This is a genomic window from Dermatobacter hominis (assembly GCF_020715685.1).
Taxonomy (GTDB): Bacteria; Actinomycetota; Acidimicrobiia; order Acidimicrobiales; family Microtrichaceae; genus Dermatobacter; species Dermatobacter hominis.
Window position 1 is genome coordinate 3958021 of record NZ_CP085840.1, and the last position, 24530, is coordinate 3982550.

20 protein-coding genes and 1 pseudogene are annotated in these 24530 nt (G+C 74.2%); 9 read left to right on the forward strand and 12 right to left on the reverse strand.

Translation table 11 applies throughout. The features are described from left to right. Positions 1 to 44: 44 nt before the first annotated feature. From gnd to LH044_RS18565, 3 genes are all read right to left on the reverse strand, one after another. Complete coding sequence (gene gnd, locus LH044_RS18555; protein ID WP_374210644.1) at positions 45 to 1061, reverse strand: phosphogluconate dehydrogenase (NAD(+)-dependent, decarboxylating); 1017 nt, start codon at positions 1059 to 1061, stop codon at positions 45 to 47. A 34-nt stretch (positions 1062 to 1095) separates the two neighbouring features. Next, the gene (gene pgi / locus LH044_RS18560; RefSeq protein WP_227757082.1) at positions 1096 to 2751 is read right to left on the reverse strand and encodes a glucose-6-phosphate isomerase; all 1656 of its coding nucleotides are present in this window, start codon (positions 2749 to 2751) and stop codon (positions 1096 to 1098) included. 118 nt (positions 2752 to 2869) lie between these two features. Further along, entirely contained in the window at positions 2870 to 3442 is a 573-nt protein-coding gene (locus LH044_RS18565) for a nuclease-related domain-containing protein (RefSeq protein ID WP_227757083.1), read from the reverse strand. A 197-nt stretch (positions 3443 to 3639) separates the two neighbouring features. Between LH044_RS18565 and LH044_RS18570 the strand changes: the two genes are divergently transcribed. After that, positions 3640 to 3987, forward strand: a complete 348-nt coding sequence (locus LH044_RS18570; protein ID WP_227757084.1) for an MmcQ/YjbR family DNA-binding protein — start codon at positions 3640 to 3642, stop codon at positions 3985 to 3987. A 25-nt stretch (positions 3988 to 4012) separates the two neighbouring features. On the opposite strand, the pseudogene ppgK reads toward LH044_RS18570, so the two are convergent. Continuing rightward, a pseudogene (gene ppgK, locus LH044_RS18575) lies at positions 4013 to 4833 on the reverse strand (polyphosphate--glucose phosphotransferase). A 185-nt stretch (positions 4834 to 5018) separates the two neighbouring features. After that, on the reverse strand, positions 5019 to 5585 hold the full coding sequence (locus tag LH044_RS18580) for a YidB family protein (RefSeq protein ID WP_508619043.1): 567 nt from the start codon (positions 5583 to 5585) through the stop codon (positions 5019 to 5021). On the opposite strand from LH044_RS18580, the gene LH044_RS18585 reads away from it, so the two are divergent. From LH044_RS18585 to LH044_RS18595, 3 genes are all read left to right on the forward strand, one after another. Continuing rightward, a complete protein-coding gene (locus tag LH044_RS18585) occupies positions 5508 to 6329 on the forward strand; it encodes a helix-turn-helix domain-containing protein (RefSeq protein ID WP_227757086.1) in 822 nt (273 codons plus the stop codon). The genes LH044_RS18580 and LH044_RS18585 overlap by 78 nt on opposite strands. 7 nt (positions 6330 to 6336) lie before the next feature. Next, a complete protein-coding gene (locus LH044_RS18590) occupies positions 6337 to 7164 on the forward strand; it encodes an SDR family NAD(P)-dependent oxidoreductase (protein ID WP_227757087.1) in 828 nt (275 codons plus the stop codon). A 101-nt stretch (positions 7165 to 7265) separates the two neighbouring features. Beyond that, positions 7266 to 9809: an ABC transporter permease gene (locus tag LH044_RS18595; RefSeq protein ID WP_227757088.1), complete on the forward strand. Its 2544-nt coding sequence runs from the start codon at positions 7266 to 7268 to the stop codon at positions 9807 to 9809. Between the two features lie 57 nt (positions 9810 to 9866). On the opposite strand, the gene LH044_RS18600 is transcribed toward LH044_RS18595, so the two are convergent. Beyond that, the gene (locus tag LH044_RS18600) at positions 9867 to 11432 is read right to left on the reverse strand and encodes a carboxylesterase/lipase family protein (protein ID WP_227757089.1); all 1566 of its coding nucleotides are present in this window, start codon (positions 11430 to 11432) and stop codon (positions 9867 to 9869) included. 110 nt (positions 11433 to 11542) lie between these two features. Between LH044_RS18600 and LH044_RS18605 the strand changes: the two genes are divergently transcribed. After that, entirely contained in the window at positions 11543 to 12550 is a 1008-nt protein-coding gene (locus tag LH044_RS18605; RefSeq protein ID WP_227757090.1) for an NAD-dependent epimerase/dehydratase family protein, read from the forward strand. Between the two features lie 105 nt (positions 12551 to 12655). On the opposite strand, the gene LH044_RS18610 is transcribed toward LH044_RS18605, so the two are convergent. Then, on the reverse strand, positions 12656 to 13405 hold the full coding sequence (locus LH044_RS18610; RefSeq protein WP_227757091.1) for a YceI family protein: 750 nt from the start codon (positions 13403 to 13405) through the stop codon (positions 12656 to 12658). A gap of 167 nt (positions 13406 to 13572) precedes the next feature. Between LH044_RS18610 and LH044_RS18615 the strand changes: the two genes are divergently transcribed. Beyond that, a complete protein-coding gene (locus LH044_RS18615; protein ID WP_227757092.1) occupies positions 13573 to 14808 on the forward strand; it encodes an acyl-CoA dehydrogenase family protein in 1236 nt (411 codons plus the stop codon). A 15-nt stretch (positions 14809 to 14823) separates the two neighbouring features. Here LH044_RS18615 and LH044_RS18620 read toward each other — a convergent pair whose 3' ends face one another. Further along, the gene (locus LH044_RS18620) at positions 14824 to 16017 is read right to left on the reverse strand and encodes an alpha-hydroxy-acid oxidizing protein (protein ID WP_227757093.1); all 1194 of its coding nucleotides are present in this window, start codon (positions 16015 to 16017) and stop codon (positions 14824 to 14826) included. Positions 16018 to 16124: 107 nt separating this feature from the next. Between LH044_RS18620 and LH044_RS18625 the strand changes: the two genes are divergently transcribed. Further along, positions 16125 to 17225: a TlpA family protein disulfide reductase gene (locus LH044_RS18625; RefSeq protein ID WP_227757094.1), complete on the forward strand. Its 1101-nt coding sequence runs from the start codon at positions 16125 to 16127 to the stop codon at positions 17223 to 17225. 102 nt (positions 17226 to 17327) lie between these two features. Then, on the forward strand, positions 17328 to 18671 hold the full coding sequence (locus LH044_RS18630) for an SAM-dependent methyltransferase (RefSeq protein WP_227757095.1): 1344 nt from the start codon (positions 17328 to 17330) through the stop codon (positions 18669 to 18671). A 13-nt stretch (positions 18672 to 18684) separates the two neighbouring features. Here LH044_RS18630 and ligD read toward each other — a convergent pair whose 3' ends face one another. After that, complete coding sequence (gene ligD, locus LH044_RS18635) at positions 18685 to 19713, reverse strand: non-homologous end-joining DNA ligase (protein ID WP_227757096.1); 1029 nt, start codon at positions 19711 to 19713, stop codon at positions 18685 to 18687. A gap of 103 nt (positions 19714 to 19816) precedes the next feature. On the opposite strand from ligD, the gene LH044_RS18640 reads away from it, so the two are divergent. Next, positions 19817 to 21124: a serine hydrolase domain-containing protein gene (locus LH044_RS18640; RefSeq protein WP_227757097.1), complete on the forward strand. Its 1308-nt coding sequence runs from the start codon at positions 19817 to 19819 to the stop codon at positions 21122 to 21124. A gap of 25 nt (positions 21125 to 21149) precedes the next feature. Here LH044_RS18640 and LH044_RS18645 read toward each other — a convergent pair whose 3' ends face one another. The 3 genes from LH044_RS18645 to LH044_RS18655 form a co-directional block, all read right to left on the reverse strand. After that, the gene (locus LH044_RS18645) at positions 21150 to 21593 is read right to left on the reverse strand and encodes a hypothetical protein (RefSeq protein WP_227757098.1); all 444 of its coding nucleotides are present in this window, start codon (positions 21591 to 21593) and stop codon (positions 21150 to 21152) included. Between the two features lie 105 nt (positions 21594 to 21698). After that, the gene (locus LH044_RS18650) at positions 21699 to 22796 is read right to left on the reverse strand and encodes an alpha/beta hydrolase (protein WP_227757099.1); all 1098 of its coding nucleotides are present in this window, start codon (positions 22794 to 22796) and stop codon (positions 21699 to 21701) included. Positions 22797 to 22825: 29 nt separating this feature from the next. Next, positions 22826 to 24487 carry an N-acyl-D-amino-acid deacylase family protein gene (locus LH044_RS18655; RefSeq protein ID WP_227757100.1) on the reverse strand — a complete coding sequence of 554 codons (1662 nt, stop codon included), beginning with the start codon at positions 24485 to 24487 and terminating at the stop codon, positions 22826 to 22828. Between the last annotated feature and the right edge of the window lie 43 nt (positions 24488 to 24530).

The window sequence follows — 24530 nt, forward strand, 5'->3', positions numbered from 1 at the left end:
TCCGCCGGGACTGCGCTCGCCGTGCCCGGCGATCGGCCGGGGGCCTAGGCCCGCTCGACGTGGCCGCCGAACTCGGCCCGCATGGCCGACAGGACCTTGCCGGTGAACGTACCCAGGTCCCTCGACTCGAACCGCTGGTACAGCGACGCGGTGATCACCTCGGCCGGCACGCCCTCCTCGACCGCGGCGAGCACCGTCCAACGGCCCTCGCCCGAGTCGGACACCTTGCCGCCGTACTCCTCGAGCTCGGGCGAGCGGGCGAGCGCGGCGGCGGTCAGGTCGACGAGCCACGAGCTGACGACCGATCCCCGGCGCCACACCTCGGCGACCTCGGCGACGTCGATGTCGTACTGGTAGGCCCACGGGTCCCGGAGGGGCGTGGTCTCGGCGTCGGCGACGACGCCGGAGCGCCTGCCGACGCCGGCGTGCTTGATGATGCTCAGGCCCTCGGCGATCGCGGCCATCATCCCGTACTCGATCCCGTTGTGGACCATCTTCACGAAGTGGCCGGCTCCGCTCGGGCCGCAGTGGAGCCAGCCGTCCTGCGCGGTGCCGCCCTCGGCCCGTCCCGGGGTCGGCTCGACCGCGTCGGCCATCGGGCCCGGGGCGATCGTCTCCCAGATCGGGCCGAGCCGCTCGACCGCCTCGTCGTCGCCGCCGATCATCAGGCAGTAGCCGCGCTCCAGCCCCCACACGCCGCCGCTCGTGCCGCAGTCGACGTAGTGGATGCCGTGCTCCGACAGCGCCTCGGCCCGGTGGATGTCGTCGCGGTAGTAGGAGTTGCCGCCGTCGATGACGGTGTCGCCCGCGGACAGCAGCGGGACCAGGGCGTCGAGGGTCGACTGCACGATCGCGGCCGGCACCATGATCCACACCGCCCGCGGCGCTTCGAGCGCCTCGACGAACGCCTCGAGCGTCGTGGCGCCGGTGGCGCCCTCGGCCTCGAGCGAGGCGATCGCGCCGGGGTCCACGTCGTAGCCGACGCAGCGGTGGCCGTCGCGCATCAGGCGCCGGACGAGGTTGGCGCCCATGCGGCCGAGGCCGATCATGCCGAGCTGCAGGGGGGTGTCGGTCGCCATGGGGGCCTCCGGTGGGTCAGGGGGACGAGGTGGGGGGTGGCGAGGCGTCGCGCAGGGCGCGGTACCGGCGCACGAGCGCCGTGGTCGACGAGTCGGCGTCCAACGCCGGCTCCTCGGCCGACGTCAGCGCGGGCAGGATGGCGAGCGCGAGCTCCTTGCCGAGCTCGACGCCCCACTGGTCGAACGCGTCGATCCCCCAGATCGCGGCCTGCGTGAAGACGCTGTGCTCGTAGAGCGCGACCAGCGTGCCGAGCCGGTACGGGGTGAGCTCCTGGGACAGCAGCACGGTGGTCGGGCGGTTGCCCTCCATGACCCGGTGGGGCACGACCGCCTCGGGCGTCCCGAGCGCGCGGACCTCGTCCTCGGTGCGGCCGAAGGCGAGGGCCTGGGCCTGGGCGAACACGTTCGAGCTCAGGATGTCGTGGTGCTCGCCGAGCGGGTTGCGGCTCCGGGCGAACGCCAGCAGGTCGACGGGAACCAGCCGGGTCCCCTGGTGGAGCAGCTGGTAGAAGCTGTGCTGCCCGTTGGTGCCGGGCTCGCCCCAGTAGATGGCGCCGGTGTCGTAGTCGACGGGCACGCCCTCGAGCGTCACGTGCTTGCCGTTCGACTCCATCGTGAGCTGCTGGAGGTAGGCGGGGAAGCGGGCGAGGTACTGGTCGTAGGGCATGACGCCGATCGCCTGGACGTCGAAGAACTCGCCGTACCAGACGGCCAGCAGGCCCATCAGCACCGGCAGGTTCCGCCGCAGCGGCGCCGTGTCGAAGTGCACGTCCATGGCCCGGAACCCGTCGAGCATCTCGCGGAAGCGCTCGGGTCCGATCGCCACCATCGTCGACAGCCCGATCGCGGAGTCCATCGAGTAGCGGCCGCCGACCCAGTCCCAGAACCCGAACATGTTGTCGGTGTCGATCCCGAACGCCGCCACCTCCTCGGCGTTCGTCGAGACCGCGACGAAGTGCCGGGCGACCTCGGCGTCCCGGCCCAGCCCGTCGAGCAACCAGTCCCGCGCCGAGCGGGCGTTGGTCATCGTCTCGATCGTGGTGAAGGTCTTCGACGCGACGATGAAGAGCGTCTCGGCCGGATCGAGGTCGCGGGTCGCCTCGACGAGGTCGGTCGCGTCCACGTTGGACACGAACCGGAAGGTCATCCGCCGGTCGCTGAAGCTGCGCAGCGCCTGGTAGGCCATGACCGGCCCCAGGTCCGACCCGCCGATGCCGATGTTCACGACGTTGCGGATCGGCCGGCCGGTGTGGCCCACCCACTCGCCGCTGCGGACGCGGTCGGCGAAGGCGGCCATGGCGTCGAGCACGTCGTTGACCTCGGCCACCACGTCGGTGCCGTCGACGTACAGGTGCTCGTCTCGGGGCATGCGGAGCGCCACGTGCAGCACCGACCGGTCCTCGCTGACGTTGATGCGGTCGCCGCGGAACATGGCGTCGATGTGCTCGCGCAGGCCCGACTCGACCGCGAGGTCGACGAGCAGGTCGAGCGTCTCGTCCGTCGCGCGGTGCTTGCTCAGGTCCGCGTAGATCCCGCAGGCCTCGAGCGCCATCCGCTCGCCCCGTCGGGGATCCTCGGCGAACAGCTCGCGCAGGTGGCGGCCGGCGAGCGCGGCGTGGTGCGCGGCGAGGGCCTGGTGGGCCGGTCGCTGGCGGAACGGTTCGACGGTCACCTGCCCTCCGGGGTGCCTCTGCGGCGACCGTGGGGCGCCGATCGGCGTCGACCCTACCGGCGCCGTCGCCCGGCGTGGTCCTGCCGTCCGGGAATCGACGGGGCCCGGGGATCGGGGCTCAGCCGAGGAGGGCCCGGACCGCGTCGGCCCCGACGACCGGTCGCGCCCGGTCGGTGAGGTCGATGGCGTCGCGGCCGCCCTGCTCCGCCCGCAGCACCTCGACGATCGCCGCGACGGCGTCGACGGAGAGCGGGCCGGGGCCGGCCACGAGCTCGCCAAGGTCGCTCCGGGAGCAGACCCGGTGGTCGTCGACCTGCAGCGGTGCGTCGGGCACGTCGCGGTCGCCGTCCAGCAGCACGAGCGCGGTGTGGACCGGGGTGCCGGCGGCGGTGGGCAGCTCGCGGCCCAACAGCTCGTCGACGGCCGCCCGCTGCCAGACCAGGGTGTCGAGCGCCGTCGTCCGGTCGCGGCCGTCGACGTGGAGGCGGTGCTCGGTCCGGAAGAAGCCGCCGACCTCGCGGAGCTCCACGGAGCCCGTGCAGGCCATGACGTCGACGATCCACACGCCGTTGGGCGCCACCACCACGTGGTCGACGTCGGTGCGGCAGCTCGGCAGCTCCACGTCGTCGAGCACCGTGGCACGGCGGTCCGTGAGGTCGGCGACGATCGAGCGCAGCTGCCGGCGATCCACCCCCGTGATCGCGGTCCCGCCGGCTCGATCGTCGCCGACGAGCGCGATCAGCGCGCCCGGCGCGCCGATCCTCGACCTGTCGCCTCGTGCGCCGTCCGCCGTCCGTCCCACACCTCCACGGGTACCGGACCGGACGGCCCCCGTCCTTGGGTCGTTCCACCCGACCCCGACCCGGATCCGGGTGGGAGACTCGGCTCGTGGTCAGGATCGAGGACGTCCGCAGGGCCGCCATGGCGCTGCCCGGGGCCGAGGAGCGGGCGTCGTACGGGGGCCGGCCGTCGTGGCGGACGCCGGCGCGCATGTTCACGTGGGTGCGCGACGACCCCGAGGCGCTCGTCGTGTGGGTCGGCTCGGTCGAGGAGAAGGAGGCGCTGATCGGCTCGGACCCCGACACCTTCTTCACGACCGCCCACTACGACGGCGAACCGATCGTGCTCGTGCGGCTCGAGGTGGTCGACGCCGACGAGGCGGCCGAGCTGATCACCGGGTCGTGGCGGCTGCGGGCCCCGGCCCGGGCGGTGTCGGCCTTCGACGCCCGAGGCTGACGTCGAGCGGTCCCGGCCCGCGGGCTCAGCCGGGGGGTGTGAGCAGCGCCGCGCCGACGATGCCGGCCTCGTTGCGGAGCTGCGCGGCCTGCAGCGGGGTGTCGATGTGGACGTGGGGCAGGAACTCGTCGGCCCGCTTCGAGATGCCGCCGCCGATCAGGATCAGGTCGGCCAGAGGAGGTGCTCGACCAGCTCGAGGTACTCCTGGAGCCGCTTCGCGTACTTCTTCATCGACAACCCCTCGGCCTTGCGGACGGAGCTGGCGGCGTAGCGCTCGGCGTCGCCGCCCTCGAGCGGCAGGTGGCCGAGCTCGGTGTTCGGCACGAGCACCCCGTCGACGAACAGCGCGCTGCCGATCCCGGTGCCGAGCGTGAGCATCAGCACCACGCCGTCGACGCCGCGGCCGGCGCCGAAGCGGACCTCGGCCACGCCAGCGGCGTCGGCGTCGTTGACCACGACCACCGGTCGGCCGAGCGCCTCGCTGAACAGGTCGACGGCGTGCAGCCCGATCCAGGCGGGGTCGATGTTGGCCGCGGTGCGGACGACGCCGGCGCGCACGACCGAGGGCAGGGTCAGCCCGACGGCGGCCTGCGGGGCGATCGCCCCGGGCCCGCACTCCTGCACGACCTGTCCGACCACCTCGGCCACGGTGGCGGCCACCGCCTGCGGCGTGGACGGGTGGGGCGTGTCGAGCCGGACCCGCTCGGCGGTCAGCGCGCCGGCGGCGAGGTCGACCGGCGCCGCCTTGATGCCCGAGCCGCCGACGTCGACGCCGATGACGCCGGTGCCGGTCGCGACCTGGCCCGTGAACGGCGGCGGGCCGTCGACCGCGGGCGCGTCCTTCATGTCCGTCATGGCCACCAGCATGCCCGGACCCGGCGATCGAGCGTCGACCGGTCGCCCGCCGATCGAGGCCCGACCGTTGCCCGCTCGGTGGCCGAGACGAGCGACCCCGCGCTCGAGGACATCGAGCGGATGTCCGGTGCCGCGCCGCGCTGGCGCCGGACGGCCACGTCCCATCGGCGGGACGGTCAGCGCAGGAGCGCGGCGACGTCGAGGTCGGTGAGGTCGGCCGCCGCGAGCGCGGCGTGGTCCGGGTAGCGGCCGTCGGGCGTCAGCCGGTCGACGACCGGGGGCAGGACGCGCGCCACGCCGGCGGCGACCTGTTCGCGGGTCACGCCGAGGGCGTCGGCCATCTCCTGGGACCGGGTCGCGCCGAGGGCGTCGGCGACCTGGTCGGCGGCGACGGGTCGGTTGGGCCCCGCGCTCATCCAGCTGGTCGTCACGTCGTCGGCGCCGACCTCGTTGAGCCCGCCGAGCAGGTCCATCAGCCCGTCGCGCCGGATGACCACCATCAGCTGGTCGACGAGCGCCCTGCCGTCGCCGAACTCGTCCTCGAGTGCCATCGCGTCGCTCCTGCTGCCGGCCGCTGCGCCGACCGAACCTACATCCGGCGCCGTTCCTGAAGGAGGTTCGCGGATCTCTACAGCCGGGCCCCCGATCGACCGATCCTCCCTGGCATGGACACGTTGACCACGGGGCCGACCATGCGCAGGGCGCGCGAGCTGGCCGGGATGGGTCGAGCCGACGCCGCGCAGCGGGTGGGCGTCGGCCGGCGGGAGCTGCGGGGGATCGAGCGCGGTCGGTGCGCGCCGACCCCCGAGGTGCTGGACCGGGCGCTGGCCGCCTACGGCGGTGACGAGCTGGAGCTGCCGCCGCGCCAGGACCTCGTCCACCCGACCGACCCGCACCTGCTGGTCGTCGGCGACGACCTCGTGCGGGTCGACCCGTTCCGTGACGACGACGCGCAGGTGCTCGTCGACTACGTCGCTGCGGTCCGCCGCCAGCGCCGCCTCGGACGGGACGCCGAGGTCCGGTTCCGGTCCCACGACCTGGTGCAGCTGGCCACCGTGCTGGACCTGACCGCCGGCGACCTCGAGCGACGCCTCGCCGCGGTCACCGGCACCGGCGACGCCGCGGCGCGGCGAGCGGCGCGCCTCCTCGTGCTCACGGGCCTCGCGATGGCGCTGGCCGGCGCCCGGGCCGTCCCCGACGTCGTCGTGCCCGACGCACCGTGGGTGCTGCCGCAGACCGATCGCCGGCTCTTCGACGTGACCGCCCGGACCGCCCCGGCGGCCGCCCCGCTCTTCTCGACGGCCGAGCGTGGCGGCACGGTGGTCCACGACGGCTCCTGGCTGGCGCGCGACGGCAGCCGCCCCACCTTCACGACCGTGCCCAGCGTTCGCCTCGAGGCGATCGCCGAGCTCGTGGCGCAGTGCGAGCCGGTGTCCGCCGCCGCCGAGCACCCCGCCCTCCCCGCACCGGGCCGCCGCCCGGCATGATGGCGGGGTGAACGCCCCGCCCGCCCCGCTACCCACCCCCGACGACGCCCGGCTCGACGGGCGCGTGGTCGTCGTCACCGGCGCCGCCAACGGCATCGGGCGGGCGACGGCGCTGACCGCCGCCCGGTTCGGCGCCCGTCTCGCGGTGTGCGACCGTGACGCCGACGGCCTCGCCACGCTGGTCGACCGGCTCACCTGCGACGACCTCGTCGGCGGACCCGAGGACGTCCACGCCGCCGTGCTCGACGTCCGCGACGTGGATGCGGTCCAGGCCTTCGCCGCCGAGGTCGGCGAGCGGTTCGGCGCCGTGCACGGCGTCGTCAACAACGCGGGCGGCACCTACCGGGCCGCGTTCGCCGACTCGTCGTCGAAGGGCGACCGGTCGCTCGTCGACGAGAACTTCACGAGCGTGGTCGCGGTCACCCGCGCCATCCTCGAGCTGATGGGCGAGGGCGGCTCCGTCGTCAACGTCACCTCGAGCGAGGCGTTCCAGGCCGCGCCCGGCTTCGCGGTGTACGCCGCCATGAAGGCGGGCGTCGAGAACCTGACCAAGACGCTGGCGCTCGAGCTCGGCGACCGGGGCATCCGCGTGAACAGCGTGTCGCCCGACGGGATCCCGACGTGGGGCGACGAGGCGCTGGCGGCCTCGGTCCGCGAGACCTCACCGTTCCTGCCGCCCCCGGTCCCGCCGATCGGGCGGTTCGCGCCGCCCGAGGAGTGCGCCTCGGTGATCGCCTTCCTGCTCGGCGACCTGTCGCGGTTCGTGACCGGCACGGGGATCCACGTCGACGGCGGCCTCCACGCCGCCGGGGGCTGGCACCGCCGACCGACCTGAGCGATCCCGTCCCGGGTGCGGATGCCGGGAGCGGGCGGCGCTCGGCGGGGCCGGGGTGACCCGATGCCGCCCCCGAGCGGGGCGGTGCCAGACTCGCCCGAATGCTCCGGCTCGCCCTGCGCTCCGCCCGGGCGCACTGGCGCCGGTTCGTGCTCACGGCCACGGCCGTGCTGGTCGGTGTGGCGTTCGTGGTGGCCGCGTTCGTCCTGACCGACAGCCTGGCGGACTCGATCCGCAACCTCCTCAAGGAGACGGCCGGCCGATCGGACTTCGTCGTCCGGGCCGCCACCGGTTCGAACGGCGGCCCGGGCGGCGTGTTCGGCGGGTCCCGCGCCGGCGTCCCCGAGACGACCCTGCCCCAGCTCGCCGCGGTGCCGGGCGTCGCCGCCGCGGACGGGATCGTGTCGGGTCCCGGCCAGCTCCTCGACAAGGAGGGGAGCTCGGGCGCCTTCGACTTCACGCTGATCAGCAACTGGCCGGACGAACCCGACCTGTTCGGCGTCCGGCTCCGCTCCGGCGCGCCGCCGACGTCCGACGAGGACGTGGTGCTCGACGCCGAGACGGCCTCCGAGCGCGGCCTCTCGCTCGGGGACCGGGTCCGGGTCGCGACCCGTCGGGGGATCATCGACGCCCGGATCTCGGGCATCGCCGAGCAGCGCGGCACGGGGTTGATCACCGCGGCGTCGATCCTGGCGTTCTCGCCGACGCGCGCCGCCGACCTGGTCGGGGTGCCGGGTTGGTACAGCGTGGTGAACGTCCGGATGCAGCCCGGCGCCGACGCCGCCGCGGTCCAGTCGGAGCTCCGGCGCGTCGGCGGCGCCGAGGTGTCGGTGTTCAGCTCGGAGGCGCTCCTCGACGCGGCGCAGGCCGACATCGAGGAGGAGCTCACGAACTTCGTCGGCCTGCTGCTCGGCTTCGCCGGCGTCACGCTCTTCGTGAGCGCGTTCCTCATCTGGAACACGTTCACGATCGTCGTGGCCCAGCGCACCAGGGAGCTCGCGCTGCTGCGGGCCGTCGGGGCCGGGCGCCGCCAGGTCGCGCTGTCGGTCGTGGGCGAGGGCCTGGTCGTGGGCGTCGCCGCCTCGGCGGCCGGGATCGGCGTCGGCGTGCTGCTCGGCATCGGCCTCCAGCGCCTGATCGTGGCGCTCGGCGTCGCGCTCCCGCTCGACGAGGTGGTGTTCCAGCCCCGCACCGCGGTGCTCGGCGCCGCGGTCGGCGTCGGGGTCACGCTCGTGTCGGTCATCGGGCCGGCGCGGCGCGCCACCTCGGTGCCGCCGGTGGCGGCGATCTCGTCGATCGACGCCACCCCCACGCGGCGCACGCTCGGCCGCCCGATCGTCGGCTCGATCCTGCTCGTCGCCGGCGCCGTGGTCGGGGCCCGGGCGCTGTCCCAGCCGGCGGAGCCGGTGGAGCCGCGGGTCCAGGGCGTCGCGCTCGGTGCGCTGCTGGTGTTCCTCGGCGTCGCCGGCGTGGCGCGCTTCCTGGCCGGGCCGATCGTCTCGGTCATCGGGGCGCCGGTGCGGCGGATGGGCGTCGCCGGGCGGATCGCGGCGCGCAACTCGGTCCGCAACCCGCGGCGGACGGCCTCGACCGCCTCGGCGCTGATGATCGGGCTCGCGCTGGTCGCCACGACGCTGGTGGTCGGCGAGTCGGTGCGGACCGCGATCCGCGGCGGCCTCACCCGCTCGGTGACCGCGGACGTCGTGGTCGACTCCGGATCGGTCGCGCCGTTCGACGCCGCGAGCATCGACCAGATCGCCGCCGCCGACGGGGTGGCCGAGGCCGTGCCGATGTCGATCGCCCGCTCCGACACCGTCGGCGGTCCCGGTCGGCTCACGATCACGACCGGCGACGTCGACCAGATGGTGTCGGTCGTCGACCCCGAGATGGTCGACGGGCGCCTGCCGACGGGCGACGACGAGATCGCGGTGAACCGGCGGTGGGCGAACGACAAGGGCGTCGCGCTGGGCCAGGAGCTGACCCTGCGCGGCGGCGACGAGACGAAGGTGCTCCGCGTCGTCGGCGTGTACCAGCGGCGCGAGCTCTACGACGACACGTTCGCCCCGTCCGCGGCGATCGAGGGGTTGCTCGGCGTGGAGCCGGCGGCCCGGCTCGTCTTCGTCCGCACCGGGCCCGACGCGTCGCCGTCGTCGGTCGCGTCCGAGCTCGCGCGGGTGGTGGCCGGGATCCCGAACTCGTCGGCGGAGATCACGCCGGACTTCGTCGACGGCCGCACCGGCTCGGTGGACATCATCATCAGCATCGTGAACGTGCTGCTGATGTTCGCGGTGCTGGTCGCCGCGCTCGGGATCGCCAACACGCTGGCGCTGTCGGTCGTGGAGCGGACCCGCGAGCTCGGGTTGCTGCGCGCCGTCGGGATGTCGCGACGCCGGATGCGGCGGATGGTCCGTCTGGAGGGCGTGCTGATCGGCACGTTCGGCGGCATCCTCGGGCTGCTGGTCGGCGTCGGCTTCGGCGCGGCGCTCGTCGAGGCACTGCCGACCGAGAACGCAGAGCTGACGATGCCGTGGGCCCGCCTGGCGGTGCTCCTCGTCGTCGGGTCGGTGCTGGGGATCGTCGCCTCGGCGCTGCCGGCGCGGCGCGCCGGCCGGCTGGACGTGCTGACTGCGATCGCCGAGGAGTGACGCCGGGGCACTGCGGCCGTGCCCGGACGGGATCGTCCGGCCCCGGCTCCCGGTGGATCAGCCGGTCCAGAACCGGCGCGTCGCCCCCTGCGGGTCGTCCTGCACCCCGGTCTCGGCGTCGAAGACGACCACGGGCCTCCCGTCGCCCGCACGCGGCGCCGGGAGGGCGGGCCACTCGCCGAGGCCGGCGATCGTCGGGGCGCCGTCGACGGCGAACGACACCCAGGCGTCGTGCACGGCCGCGGCGAGACCGGCCGGGGCGTCGGGGCCGATCAGGACGTGGATGCGGTGGTCCGACACCATGTCGAACACGAACGGGATCTCGATCGCGTGGGCGGCGCCGAGCATCCCGCCCCAGGCCGTGCTCCGCCAGTCGAAGCGGTACTGGCGGACCGTCGCATGCGCAGCCTGGGCGTCGGCCAGCTCGGACGCCGGGATGCGGAACACGACGTCGGTCAGCAGCGCGCAGTCCAGGTCGGCCGTGGTTGCGCCGGGGTGGTCCTCGGCGTAGGCGGCGATCGCGCCGTCGACGTCCTCGGTGACCAGCGCGAGCCGGCTGCGCAGGCCGTCGTCGCCGTCGATGGCGGGCGTGAGCATCGCGAAGAGCTTCCACTCCTCGAGGTTCGTCCCCACGATCAGGTCGACGCCGGCGGCCGACCCGGCCGCGACCGCGCCGAGCGGGTCGGACGGCACGACCACGCCGTCGGCCACCGGGGTGAAGGCGAGGAAGGCGACGGGGCTGCCGGTCCGCTCGATCACCGCCTGCGGGTCGGCGAGGCGGGCCGCGCTCAGCGCCGCGTGGGCCTTGAGCAGCTCCTCGACCGGCAGGGCGCGCAGCTCGGCGACGGTCTCGACGCCCGCCGCGGCGAGGAACTCGGCGGTGTCGGCCGTGGCGTGCTCGGGCTGCTTGGCCATGAGCCCGCCCGACTGGGCGATGGCCCGGTGGAACAGGCCCGCCGCCCGTTCGACGGTGAGCAGCAGCGAGACGCTCATCGAGCCCGCCGATTCGCCGAAGATCGTCACGTCGCGGGGGTCGCCGCCGAACGAGGCGATGTTGTCGCGCACCCACTCGAGCGCCGCCACCTGGTCGAGGAGGCCCACGTTGCCCGAGCCGGACTCGGCGGGGTCGACCGAGGACAGGTCGAGGAAGCCGAGCGAACCGAGGCGGTAGTTGAGGCTGACGAACACGACGCCGTCCTCGGCGAAGCGGGTGCCGTCGTAGATGGGGGAGGAGCCCGAGCCCATCTCGAACCCGCCGCCGTGGATCCACACCATGACCGGCCGTGCCGCGCCGTCGGCCGGCGCCGGGTCCGGCGTCCACACGTTGAGGTGGAGGCAGTCCTCGTCCCACGGCTCGGCCTCGCCGCCGAACAGCGCGTCCATCATCGACGGGTTCTGCGGGGACACCGCGCCGAAGGCGGTGGCGTCGCGCTCGCCCTCCCAGGGCGACGCGGGCGCCGGCGGCCGGAAGCGCAGGTCGCCGACCGGCGGCGCGGCGAAGGGGATGCCGGCGAAGCGGGCGACGCCACCGCGCCACTCGCCGCGCAGGGCACCGTGCGTGGTGGTGACGACGACGTGGTCGCCGTCGCCGTGCGCTGCAGGGGCGGACTCTGTTGCTGTCATCGCCCTGATCTAGCACCGGTGGGATCCCGCGCGTCGGTCGGACGGCGGTCGGGCCGGTGCGGTCCACCGGCGGCACGATGCCTGGGGGAGCGGTCGCTACGCTCCCCGGCGTGCGCGTGCTGGTGACCGGAGCGACGGGGTTCGTCGGATCGCACGCGGCGGTCGCGCTGCTCGAGGCCGGCCACGAGGTCCGGTGCCTGGTGCGCGACCCCGTCCGGCTCGACGCCGCGCTGCCGGCCGGTGCCCGCTCGCAGGTCGATGTCGCCGTCGGCGACGTCCTGGTCGCCGAGTCGGTGGAGCGGGCGCTCGAGGGCTGCGACGGCGTGCTGCACGCCGCCGGCGCCGTCGGCGTGTCGAAGGCCAGAGCGGGATCGCGCGACGTGAACGTCGAGGGCACCCGCAACGTCGTCGGGCTGGCCGTCGACGCCGGCTGCGACCCGATCGTCTACACGTCGACGGTCGTCGTGCTCGACGAGACGGCGCCGGTGCTCACCGCGGACACCCCGCTCGGGTCGCCGCCGGGTCCGTACGGCCGCTCCAAGCTCGTGGCCGAGCAGTACGTGCAGGCCCAGCAGGCGTCCGGTGCGCCGGTGACGAGCTTCTACGTCGGTGGCGTGTTCGGCCCGGACTGCCCCGACATCGCCTCGGGGATGCAGGGGATCATCGGCGCGATCAACCAGCTGATGCCGGTCACCAACGGCGGCGTCGGCACGATCGACGCCCGCGACCTGGCGCAGCTGCTCGTCGCGGCGATGGAGCCCGGCCGGGGGCCCCGCCACTACATCGCCGGCGGCCAGTTCCTCAGCTGGGCGGAGTGGACCGACCTCCTCGGCGACGTGATCGGCCGCCCGCTGCGGCGGGTCCCCATGCCGTCGGCGCTGATCCGCTCGACCGGCCGTGCGCTCGACCTGCTCAAGGTCGTCCGCGAGTTCGACTACCCGCTCACCCACGAGGCCGCGGTGCAGATGACCTCGGCGCCGCGCTCCGACGACCGGGCCACGCTCGACGAGCTCGGCGTGAGCGTCCGGCCGGTGGCCGAGACGCTCGCCGACAGCGTGCGGTGGCTGATCGACCAGGGCCTCGTCGACGCGTCGAAGGCCCCGCGCCTCGCCCCCTGACCGCCACCGTCGATCGTCCCCTCGCTCTGTCACGCCCAGCGGTGCCGATCGGCACGTTCGGGCGTGACAGAGCTCGGGCGGGGCGAGCGCGAGGGTCGGTGCGGGTCAGCCCTTCGTGAAGAGGAGCTGCAGCTCGAGGACGCCGTGGTCCTCGACCGAGAGGACGATCGGGGCCGATGGCACCTGGACGCCGTAGTCGGAGAACGTCACGTCGAGGGAGCCGACGACGACGACCGTGCCGTCGACGAGCTTCGCCTGCAGCGGGAACTCGACCGGCTCGGTCACCCCGTGGATCGTGAGTTCGCCCTTGGCCGTCGCGGTCACCTCGGCGCCGTTCGCAGCGTCGGGACCGAGGTCGATCGGCGCCGTGAGCGTGAAGGTGGCCTGCGGGAACTGGTCGGTCTGCAGCGCCGACTGCACCCGGTTGTCGCGTCGCGACTCGTTGGTCGTGATCTTCGTGAGGTCGATCGTGAGCTCGGCGTCGGTCACCTGGTCGCGGGCGATCGTCATCGTGCCGGTCACCGCGTCGGTCCGGCCCACGGCCTCGGTGGAGCCGATCGACGCCAGCTCCTCCTTGATGCGGAAGCCGACGAACGTGCCGGTCGCCGACTCGTAGGTCCACTCGCCCGACGTCGTGTCGACGGTCCAGGCCCCGTCGATGCCGGTGTCGGCGGCCGCTCCCGCGGTCGTCGTGGCGCCGTCGGCGACGGTCGTGGTGGTCACGCCCTTCGCCGCGGCGTCGAGGTCCACCTCGTCGGGGCTGTCGTCGCGGAGGAACCAGTAGAGACCGCCGCCGACGAGGGCGAGCACGGCGATCACGACGACCGCGGAGATGGACTTGGCCTTGGTGGTCATCCGGGCATCGTAGGGAGACCACCCGTGCGGTGGCCGTCAGCCACCCGGGAGCTCGCCGGGCGTCCGCTGCGGGCGACCGCCGGCCCCCGCCGGGGACGGCCCTGCCGACCGGTCTGGTAGAACCGCCTCCACATCGGGGGGAACGACGCGATCCAGGGGGACGCCACGTGAGCATCGACTTCAGCCTCTCACCGGAGCTCGAGGAGATCCGCGCCCGGGTGCGGACCTTCGTCGACGAGGTCATCAAGCCGACCGAGGAGCGGATCCGCGACGACAAGCTCGAGGAGTCCGACCGCGACGCGTACCTCGAGGCGCTGATCGGGATGCGCAAGCAGGCCCACGACGCCGGCATCTGGCTCCCGCACATGCCGAAGGAGTGGGGCGGCATGGGGCTCGGCCACGTCGAGCTGGCCATGGTCCAGGCCGAGGCCGCCCGCAGCTACTACGGCCCGTGGGTCTTCAACTGCCAGGCGCCCGACGAGGGCAACATGCACACGCTGCTGCACTGGGCGACCGACGAGCAGAAGGAGAAGTACCTCAAGCCGCTCTGCGAGGGGCGGACCTGGTCGTGCTTCGCGATGACCGAGCCCGAGGTGGCCGGCTCCGACCCCACGCTCATCCGCACCAACGCCTACCAGGACGGCGAGGAGTGGGTGATCAACGGCCACAAGTGGTTCATCTCGAACGCCCACCGGGCCAGCTTCGCCATCCTCATCGCCCGCACCGAGGAGGACCCCGACCTGCCGCAGGCGGCCAACACGGCGTTCATCGTCGACATCCCGTCGCCGGGCTGGAACGAGGTCCGCCAGATCGAGACCATGCACGGCTCGACCGGCCACTCCGAGATCGTGATCGAGGACCTGCGGGTGCACGAGTCGCAGATGCTCGGCGGCCGGGGCCAGGGCCACCTGCTCGGTCAGTACCGGCTCGGCCCGGCCCGGCTCGCTCACTGCATGCGGTGGATCGCGCAGGCCGAGACGGCGCTCGACATGATGGTCGACCGCTCGCTGAACCGGTTCGCCCACGGCTCGCTGCTCGCGGAGAAGCAGGGCATCCAGTGGATGATCGCCGACTCCACGATGGAGCTGTACCAGGCCAAGCTCATGGTCCTGCACGCCGCCTACCGGATCGACAACGGCCTCGACTTCAAGTCCGAGGTGTCGATGGCGAAGCACTTCGTGGCGAACATGCTGAACCGGGTGATCGACCGGTCGATCCAGGTCCACGGCGCGCTGGGCTACTCGACCGACACGCCGCTCGCCCACATGTACCAGCACGCCCGGTGGGCCCGGTTCGCGGACGGCGCCGACGAGGTGCACCAGATGCGCATCGCCCAGCGGACGATCGCGGCCTACAAGGACACGGGCTCGACGGCCACCGCCACCGGCGACCTGCCCATCTAGGTCCCGAAGGGGCGCTCAGCCGACGCGGCGGAGCGCCTCCCGCGTGAGCTCGGCCAGCGAGCCGTAGCCGTCGACCGCCATGATCAGGTCGGTCTCGGCCAGCAGGCACCGCAGCACGTGCTCGACGCCGGCCTGGCCGCCGACGGCCATGCCGTACGCGTAGGGCCGACCGATGCCGACGGCGGTCGCCCCGAGCGCGATCGCCTTCACCACGTCCGCGCCGGAGCGGATGCCGGAGTCGAACACGACCGGCGCGTCGCCGGCGGCGTCGACCACGTCGGGGAGGCACTCGAGCGCCGGGAGCCCGCCGTCGGCCTGGCGGCCGCCGTGGTTCGAGCACCAGATCCCGTCGACCCCGTGGTCGCGCGCCCGGCGCACGTCCTCGGGGTCGCACACGCCCTTCAGCAGCAGGGGCAGGTCGGTCGTGGAGCGGATGCGGTCGAGGTCGTCCCAGCTCATCCCGGGGTTGCCGAACGTCAGGGCCCACAGGCCGGTGGCGGCCTCGACGTCCTCCTCGGGCGGCCGCTCCAGCCGTGACCGGAACACGGGGTCGCTGAAGTAGTTGGCCAGGCAGAGGCCCTGCAGCTGCGGGAAGCTCGCGATCGACAGGTCCCGCGGCCGCCATCCGAGCGTCAGCGTGTCGAGCGTGACGACGATCGCCGACCAGCCCGCGGCGTCGGCCCGCCGCACCAGGCTCTCGCAGACCTCGGGGTCGTTGGGCGGGTAGAGCTGGAACCAGCCCGGCGTGTCGCCGAGGGCGGCGGCCACGTCCTCGAGCGGGTCCTGCATGAGCGTCGACGCCACCATCGGCACGCCGGTGGCCGCCGAGGCCCGGGCCGTCACCAGGTCGCCGTGGCCGCCGAGGCCCGCCTCGGCGGTCTGGTGCTCCGGTTCGCACAGGCCGATCACGCCGACCGGCGCCAGCATCAGCGGCGTCTCGTACCGGGTGCCGAACAGCTCGACGGACAGGTCGCGCTGGGATGCGCCCCGCAGGACCCTCGGCATCAGCCCCCAGCGCTCGAACGCCGCCACGTTCGCCCGCTGCGTGTGCTCGGAGCCCGCGCCGCCCGTCACGTAGGACCAGATCTGCTCCGACATGGCCTCGTGGGCCCGACGCTCGAGCTCGGCGTACGACATCGGGAGCTCGGGCACCACCCCGCTCAACCCGCCCAGGTAGATCTGCAGCTGCCAGTCGCCGTGGTTCGCCACCCCGTCGCCCCCCGTCGGTGCGGGCGCACGCTGCGCCCGCGTCGCCCGCCATCATGGCCCAGCACGGATCGGCCGCATCCGCCGCCGGTGCGCCGTAGGGTGCGCGCATGACCACGCTCACCGTCCTCGGAGACCCCACCGCCGGCGCCGCGACCACCTCGGTCGAGGCCGACCTCGCCGCCGGCCGCGCGCTCGTGGCCGTGGCCGACCTGCCGGCCGCCATCGGCTGGACGCTGAAGCCCGAGGGCCTGTGCCGCGGCGACGTGTGCGTGCCGGTCCGCGACCGCACCGCGCTGGGCGCACCCGAGGCCGGCACCGTCGACCTGCTCGCCGTCGCCGCCGCGCTCGGGAGGCCGGCTCTCCTCGACGAGGCGTCCGCCACGCTCGCGATCGGCGCACCCTCGGACCTGCGGCGCCAGGCGCTCGCCGGCCGCCAGGCGCCGCCGGTGCAGCTGCCCGACCTGGACGGCAACCTGCGGTCCATCTCCGACCTCCACGACGACAAGGCGGTGGTCGTGGCGTTCTCCACCTGGTGCGGTTGCGCATACGACCTGCCGGGCTGGCAGGCGCTCCGCGACGAGCTCGCGGACGACGGGCTCGACGTCGTGGCCGTCGCCCTCGACGAGGACCCCGAGGCCGTCCGCCCGTTCGCCGAGGGGCTCGACATCCCCGTCCTCGTCGATCGGGAGCACGTGCTCAGCGAGCTGTACGCGATCTCCAACGTCCCGACCGTCGTCTGGATCGACGAGCAGGACCGCATCGCCCGTCCCAACGGCGTCGCCTTCGGGACCGACACGTTTCGCGACTTCACCGGGGTCGACTCCGAGCCGCACAAGGACGCGATCCGCGAGTGGGTGCGCTCCGGGTCGGTCGACGTCGAGGTCGACGCCGAGGACGCGGTCGGCGACCTCAGCGAGGACGAGCTGCAGGCCCGGCTCCGCTTCCGCATCGGCGCCGAGTTCCGGCGGCGGGGCGACGCCGACGGTGCGGAGCGCAACTTCGCCGCCGCGGTCGAGCTGGCCCCGCACGACTGGACGGTCCGTCGCGCCGCCATGCCGCTGCGGGGCATGAACCCGTTCGGCGACGAGTTCTTCGACATGGCCCAGGAGTGGGAGGACGCGGGGCGGCCCTACCACGGTCTCCCCGCGAGTGAGCCGACCGACGGCGAGGGCTCGTCCATGAGCGGGGCCTGGCGACCTCGGGGGTGAGCCGGCCGGTCACCCGCACGGGGGATGCGGCATCATGTGCGTGACCGATCAGTGGTGTCCCCGGCGGGACCCGTTCGGGGACGACGTAGTGGAGGTACGCGCATGGCCGCACCCACCGTCGCGACTCGCCCGGGTGACCGGGGCATCGCCCGGTTCGTCACCGACCTCGTGGGCGACGAGCTGCCGATCCGCATGGAGTTCTACGACGGCTCCGGCCTCGGCCCGACGGACGCGCCGGCCACGGTCCACGTCCGCTCCAAGGACGCCCTCCGCCGGATCGTCGGCGCACCCGGCGAGCTCGGCTTCGCCCGCGCCTACGTCGTCGGCGACATCGAGGTCGAGGGCGACATCTACGCGGTGCTGTCGCTCCGCACCAGGATCCCGAGGCCCCGCCTGACGCCTCGCCAGTGGCTCGACGCGGCCCGGCTGCTCCGACCCTCGGACCTCGTCCCCCTGCCGCCCCCGCCCGAGGAGGCCCGGATCGGGCGCCTGGGCCGGGTCCACACCCGGTCCCGTGACGCCGCCGCGATCCACCACCACTACGACGTGTCGAACGACTTCTACGAGCTCGTGCTCGGGCCGGCGATGGTCTACTCGTGCGCGGTGTGGGACGAGTCCCGGCGCGCCGATCCGCCGGCCGGGCTCGAGGCGTCGCAGTGGGCGAAGAACGAGCTGATCTGCCAGAAGCTCGCGCTCCGACCCGGTCTGCGGCTGCTGGACATCGGCTGCGGCTGGGGCTCGCTCGTGCGCCACGCGGCGCGCCACCACGGCGTCGAGGCCGTCGGCGTGACGATCTCGACCGAGCAGGCGGCGTGGGCGCGCGAGCGCGTCGAGGCCGACGGGCTGGCCGACCGGGTCGAGATCCGGGTGCAGGACTACCGCGACGTGCACGACGGACCGTTCGACGCGGTGAGCTCGGTCGGCATGTTCGAGCACGTCGGACTGGCCCGGCTGGGCGAGTACTTCGACCACGTCCACGAGCTGATGGCGCCGCGGGGCCGGTTCCTCAACCACGCGATCAGCCGCCCGCCGGGGCACGCGCCGGCGATCGCCAAGCGCAGCTTCGTGCACCGCTACGTGTTCCCCGACGGCGAGCTGCACGAGGTCGGCTCCGTCATCACCGCCATGCAGGCCGCCGGCTTCGAGGCCCGCCACATGGAGGACCTCCGCGAGCACTACGCGCTCACGCTGCGGGCGTGGGTGGCCAACCTCGAGGCCAACTGGGACCGCGCCGTCGCCGACGTCGGCATCAACCGGGCCCGCATCTGGCGCCTCTACATGGCGGGTTCCGCGCTGGGCTTCGAGGAGGGCCGGATCGGTGTGAACCAGGTGCTCGGGCTCCGGGACCCCGAGGAGGCGCGCTTCCCCCTGCGCCCCGACTGGTCGGTCACGCCCGAGCCGGTCGACCTCCGCAGCACCGGCGCCGAGCACCCGGTCGACGCCTGAACCGGCGGTCGGCTCAGCCGTCGTCGTCGGGCCCGGGCCGGCGCGCCCGGCTCGGCGCGACGCGGGGCGGTTCGCCCGGCATCTTCGGGTAGACGGGCGGCCACGGCGCGTCGAGCAGGCCCGCGTCCTGGTCGCGCGCCACCATCTCGAGCAGCGGGTCGAGCGACTGCGGTCGCTCCCGCATCGCCCGCCACGGGTCGCCCCGCTCGGCGACGCGACCGGGCACGGTGGCGATCGTCAGCTCGTCGGGGTGGACGTCCGCGACCTCGTCCCACGTCAGCGGCGTCGACACCTGGGCGCCGGTCCGGGCCCGGGCCGACCACGCGCCGAACACCGTCTTGTGGGGCGCGTTCTGGTTGAAGTCGATGAAGACGCGGGTGCCGCGCTCCTCCTTCCACCACGCGTCGGTGATCAGGTCCTCCCGGCGCCGGGCCAGCTCCCGGGCCACGGCCACCGATGCGGCCCGCACCTGGATCGCGTCCCACCGCGGCTCCAGGCCGACGTAGACGTGCAGGCCCCGGTTGCCCGTCGTCTTCGGGTACCCGACGAGCCCGACCTCCTCGAGCAGCTCCCTCAGGACGAACGCCGCCTCGCGGATCTGCTCGAACCGGATCCCGGGCGACGGGTCGAGGTCGAGGCGCAGCTCGTCGACGTGGTCGGCGTCGGCGGCCAGCGACGGCCAGACGTGGAAGCCGAGGCAGCCGAGGTTCACGGCCCACACGACGTGGGCCAGGTCCTCGATGACCAGGGCCTCGGAGCGGGTGCCGTTGGGGGTCGACACCACCGTCGTCGCCAGCCACTCCGGCCGCGACTTCGGTACCCGCTTCTGGAAGAAGTTGCCGCCGCCGACGCCGTCGGGGAACCGCTGCATCAGCACCGGCCGGCCACCCATCGCCCGCATCGCCTCGGCCTCGACCGAGAGGTAGTAGTGGACCAGGTCCAGCTTGGTGTCGCCCCGCTCGGGGAAGAACACCTTGTCGGGGCTGGTGACGCGCACGGAGCGACCCGCCACCTCCAGCTCCACGGCGTCGCTCCTGGCCACCGCGGCAACGTACTCTTCCCCCCGACCGGGGCGGAGCCGGTCGCCGGAGGGGAACGAGCGAGCGGGAGCGAGGGCGATGTCGCGATCCAGGTGGATCCGGTCCGTGGCGGTGGTCGCGGCGTTCGTGACGACGGTCGGGGCGTCGGCGTGCTCGGCGGGCACCGGGCCGCTCGCGTCGATCGCCGCCGCCCGGGGCGACGGCACCCGCGCCGGCGCGACCGACGGCGCGCCTGCGGCCCCGCCCGACGTCGCTGGCCCCGCCCCCGAGGCGCGCTGCGCCGAGACGCCGGCGGGCGTCGAACCCGAGCGGGTCGACCCGGCGGCGGTGGGCCTGGACGCCGAGCAGCTGCGGTCGGCGCTCGACTACGCGGTGGCGAAGGGCTCCCAGTCCGTGCGGGTCTACCGGCACGGGTGCCTCGTCGGAGCCGGCTCCAACGACCCGCTCGTCGACTGGGTCCCGCTGCCCGGGTGGTCGATGACCAAGGGCATCGTGTCCGTGCTGGTCGGCCGCGCCGTCGAGCTCGGGGCGCTCGACGTCGACGACGCGATCGGCGAGCACCTGCAGGTGACCGACCCCCGCAAGGCCGCGCTCACCGTGCGCGAGCTGCTCAACCAGACGACCGGCCTGCGGTTGGCCTGGGCGAGCGACCTCAACGAGGCCGCGACCACCGATTCGGCCGCGGCGTTGCTCGCCCGGCCGTTCGAAGCCGTGCCGGGGACGACCTTCAACTACGCCCAGACGACCGTGACCCTCCTCGTCGCCGTCGTCGAGGCGGCGGTCGGCGAGGACCTCCAGGCGTTCGCGCAGCGCGAGCTGTTCGGCCCGATCGGCATCACGCACGACGAGTGGCTGTGGGAGCGCGACGGCGCCGGCCGCAGCCAGGGGTTCGCCTTCCTGCGCATGACGCCCACCGCCTTCGGCCGGCTCGGACGGCTCCTGCTGCAGGACGGCACGTGGGCCGGCCGGCGGCTCCTGCCGTCCGACTACATCGCCCAGGGGCGGACGGGCACCGCGGCCAACCCCTGCTACGGGTTCCTCTGGCGCAACAACGACGGCGTCGGGTGCCGCCAGACCGGCCCGATGCTGGGCCTCGAGACGGCCGGGAACTGGATGCCGACCGTGCCGAGCGACGCCTACGGGCTCTCCGGCATGTTCGACCAGCTGGTGCTCGTGATCCCCAGCCTCGACGCGGTCGTCGTGCGGCTCGGGCTGCCGCCCCAGGCGCTGGGCGATCCGTGGGGCGACGTGGGCGGCGAGCGCCCGTCCATGACCTGGCGGTTCTTCCGCACGTTGATGGGTGCGGTCACCGACATGGCCGTGGCCGACCCCGGCGACTGGACGCCGAAGCCGCCCGACGCGATCGACTGGTCCCACATCCTCGACGTGCCGCTCCCCGAACCGACGTGGTGACGGTCGGGCGCCGGCCGGGCGCTGGTCAGCCGACCGGGTGGTCGGCGGAGCGCTCGCCCCGCCGCAGCGCGTGGCCGATCAGCACCGGTGCCAGGCAGATCACCGCGTAGCTCCCGACCACGGCCCAGAACAGGCCGTCGCCGGGCGACTCCAGGTACCGGGCCAGGCCGACGCCCACCGCGGGCGCGCAGAGCAGCGTGAGTGCGACCTGCCGCGGCGCGGAGTAGCGGACCAGGCGGAGCTGCTCGCACCACCACTCCACGACCACGGGCACCGGCAGGAGGAACAGGAGCCACGGGTCGAGGTGGGAGGGCCAGCGCACGCCGGCCAGCGCCAGCGCCATCGTCCCGAGGCACACCGGGTAGAACCACAGGCACCGCCGGCACACGTGGCTGCGCCCGACGTGCACGCAGCGGTCGTACTCCTCGGGCCAGTGGTGGCTGAGCCACAGGGCGGTGCGTCGCTCCACCCCCTCCCATCGGCACGACCGGCGTCGGTTCTGAGGGTGGATCGGGACGATCCCCGCCCGGGCGCGCCCCCCATGTCTGCGAGTCGGTCAGGTGGGGCAGGTCGGTCAGGAGCGGAGCAGGGCGCCGGTGGCGCGGGCGATCTCGGTCGCCATGCCCAGGCACTCGGGCAGGACGCCCATGCCGAAGAACCCGTGGACCATGTCGTCGTAGCAGCGCGACCACACCGCGACCCCCGCGTCGTCGAGCCGCTGCGCGTAGGCCATGCCCTCGTCGCGCAGCGGGTCGAACCCTGCGGTCGCCACGACCGCCGGCGCGACGCCCTCGACCGACGGCGCCCGCAGCGGCGACACGGTCGGCAGGTCCCAGGTCGAGGCGTCGGGGAGGTACATGCCGCGGTACCACTCCATGTCGGCCCGGGTCAGGCCGAACCCCTCGGAGAACAGCTGGTGCGACCGGCGATCCAGGCTGGCCTCGGTCGCCGGGTAGACGAGGGCCTGCACCCGGGGCGGGGGCACGTCGGAGTCGCGGGTGCTCAGCGCGACGGCGGCGGCGAGGTTCCCCCCGGCGCTGTCGCCCATGACGCCGACGCGCTCCGCGTCGACGTCGAGCTCCCGGGCGTGGGCGAGCACCCATCGGTACGTGGCGAGGCAGTCCTCGTAGGCCGCGGGGTAGGGGTGCTCGGGCGCCAACCGGTAGGCCACGGCGACCACCACGCAGCCGGCGTCGTCGGCGACCAGCCGGCAGGTGCCGTCGTAGGAGTCGAGCGAGCCGACCGCCCACCCGCCCCCGTGGAAGTACACGATCGCCGGCGGCGTCGGCCCGAGCCCGAACGGCCGGTAGATCCGCAGCGCCAGCTCCGAGCCCGGACCGCCGATGCGCCGCTCGACCACGTGCAGGCCCTGCCGCGCCGGCATCCCCGCCGTCGCCATCCGGTCCATCTGCCGTCGGCGGACCTCCACGTCGAACGAGCGGGCCGACTCCGTCGACGGCGCCAGCCGCTCGCCCAGGCTGAGGAGCGCCTGGACCCGCCGGTCGAGCACGCGCCCGTCGACGACGACCGGCGGCGCGCCGATGAGGCGGTCGAGCACCGGGGCGGGCGCGGCGAGCAGCGTCCGTGCGGCCCGGTGCAGCAACGACGTCCGGTCCCGCGGGTGCGGGCCGCCGCGGTGGTCGTCCAGCGAGGAGAGCTCGGGCGTTCCCATGGCTCGATCCTGTCAGGCCACCGGGACGGTCACGACCGCAGCACCGCGCCGGGCCGCTCGCCGGTCGGGGCGCCGTCGCGCCGGACGGCCACGCCGTTGACGAGCACGTGGTCCATGCCGGTCGGCTCGTCCGCGGTCAGGCGCTCGCCGTCGGCGGGGAAGTCGACGATCCGCCGGAGCGGGCCGGGGGCGATCGTGGCGGGGTCGAAGACGGCGACGTCGGCGGCGCGGCCGACCTCGATCACGCCACGGTCCCGGAGGCCGAACACGGCGGCCGGCTCGGCGGTCAGCTTGTGCACGGCCCGCTCGAGCGGCATCACGTCGCGCTCGCGCACCCAGTTGCCGAGCAGGTCCGTGCTGAAGCACGCGTCGCACAGCTGGCTGACGTGCGCGCCGGAGTCGGCGAGGCCGAGCAGCACGCCGTCACGGGGGAGGAGCCACTCGATCGCCTCGGGATCGTCGTTGGCCAGCACCGACCAGAACCGCGTCCGCAGGTCGTCCTCGAGCGACAGGTCGAGCAGCACGTCGAGCGGACCGCAGCCGCGCTCCTCGGCGATCTCGACGATGCCGCGGCCGACGAGCTCCGGGTGGCGCTCCGACTCGGCGACCGACAGCGACGAGAAGTTGAACGGCAGGAACCCACGGCCCTCGAGGTCCGCACGCGCCCGCTCCCGCCACGCAGGGTCGCGGTAGGCGGCGAGCCGCGCCTCGCGGGAGCCGCCCATCAGCTCGCGGAACGTGTCGCGCGTGTTCAGCGTGAACGGCTCCTCGAGGTTGACCTGGAACACCAGCGGCCGGCACGAGACCTGCGGCCACACCTCCACGCCGGTCGCCCGGGCGGCGTCGTGCTCCTCGATCACCCGCTCGTGGTACGGGATGCCCTTGATCGTCAGCAGCGCGGTCCACGTGAACGGCCGACCCACCTCGCGCTGCAGGTCGAAGACCTGCTCGTTCGAGAACACCCCGCCGGGCAGCATCGCCACGACGCCCCGCCCGGCCTCCCGCAGCGGCGACATGAGCGTGCGGAGCTCGTCGAGGTCGGCGCGCCGGCTCGGCACGGGCCGGCCGCCGTCGCCGTTGTGGGTGGGCGATGCGCTCGTGGCGAAGCCCATCGCGCCCGCCGCCATCGCGTCGGCCACCGCGGACCGCATCCGCTCGAGCTCGGCCCCGGTGGGCTCTCGCTCGTAGGCCTCGTCGCCCATGGCCCACAGGCGCAGCGCCGTGTGGCCGACGTAGCAGCCGAAGTTGAGCGCGGGGGAGCGGCGCTCGACCGCGTCCAGGTACTGCGGGAAGGTCTCGAACTCGTCCCACGGCACGCCGACCGTCAACGTGTCCAGGCTCATGTCCTCGACGTGCTGGAGCGTCCGGGCCAGCAGCCCGGTGGTGTCGGGGGTGATCGGGGCGATGCTGAACCCGCAGTTCCCGGCGACGACCGACGTCACCCCGTGGTGGACCGAGGGCGTCAGGTCGGGGTCCCAGAACACCTGGGCGTCGTAGTGGGTGTGCACGTCGACGAAGCCCGGCGACACGACGCGGTCCGACGCGTCGAGCACCTCGGCCCCGGTGGGAACGTCCACCCGCTCGCCGACCTCGGTGATCACCCCGTCGGCGATCGCCACGTCCGCGCGCCGTCCCGGCGCCCCGGTCCCGTCGACGACGGTCCCACCCCTGATCACGACGTCTGCTGCCACGACGACCCCCCGGGTCTCGGCCCTCCGCCCTCCGAGTCTGGCA

What these genes read in the sequence shown, in the direction of transcription:
- LH044_RS18585 (WP_227757086.1), top strand. Translation starts at nt 5,508, where the DNA reads ATGGACACGTTGACCACGGGGCCGACCATGCGCAGGGCGCGCGAGCTG.
- LH044_RS18595 (WP_227757088.1), top strand. Translation starts at nt 7,266, where the DNA reads ATGCTCCGGCTCGCCCTGCGCTCCGCCCGGGCGCACTGGCGCCGGTTC.
- LH044_RS18630 (WP_227757095.1), top strand. Translation starts at nt 17,328, where the DNA reads ATGGCCGCACCCACCGTCGCGACTCGCCCGGGTGACCGGGGCATCGCC.
- LH044_RS18600 (WP_227757089.1), bottom strand. Translation starts at nt 11,432, where the DNA reads ATGACAGCAACAGAGTCCGCCCCTGCAGCGCACGGCGACGGCGACCAC.
- LH044_RS18610 (WP_227757091.1), bottom strand. Translation starts at nt 13,405, where the DNA reads ATGACCACCAAGGCCAAGTCCATCTCCGCGGTCGTCGTGATCGCCGTG.
- LH044_RS18625 (WP_227757094.1), top strand. Translation starts at nt 16,125, where the DNA reads ATGACCACGCTCACCGTCCTCGGAGACCCCACCGCCGGCGCCGCGACC.
- LH044_RS18650 (WP_227757099.1), bottom strand. Translation starts at nt 22,796, where the DNA reads ATGGGAACGCCCGAGCTCTCCTCGCTGGACGACCACCGCGGCGGCCCG.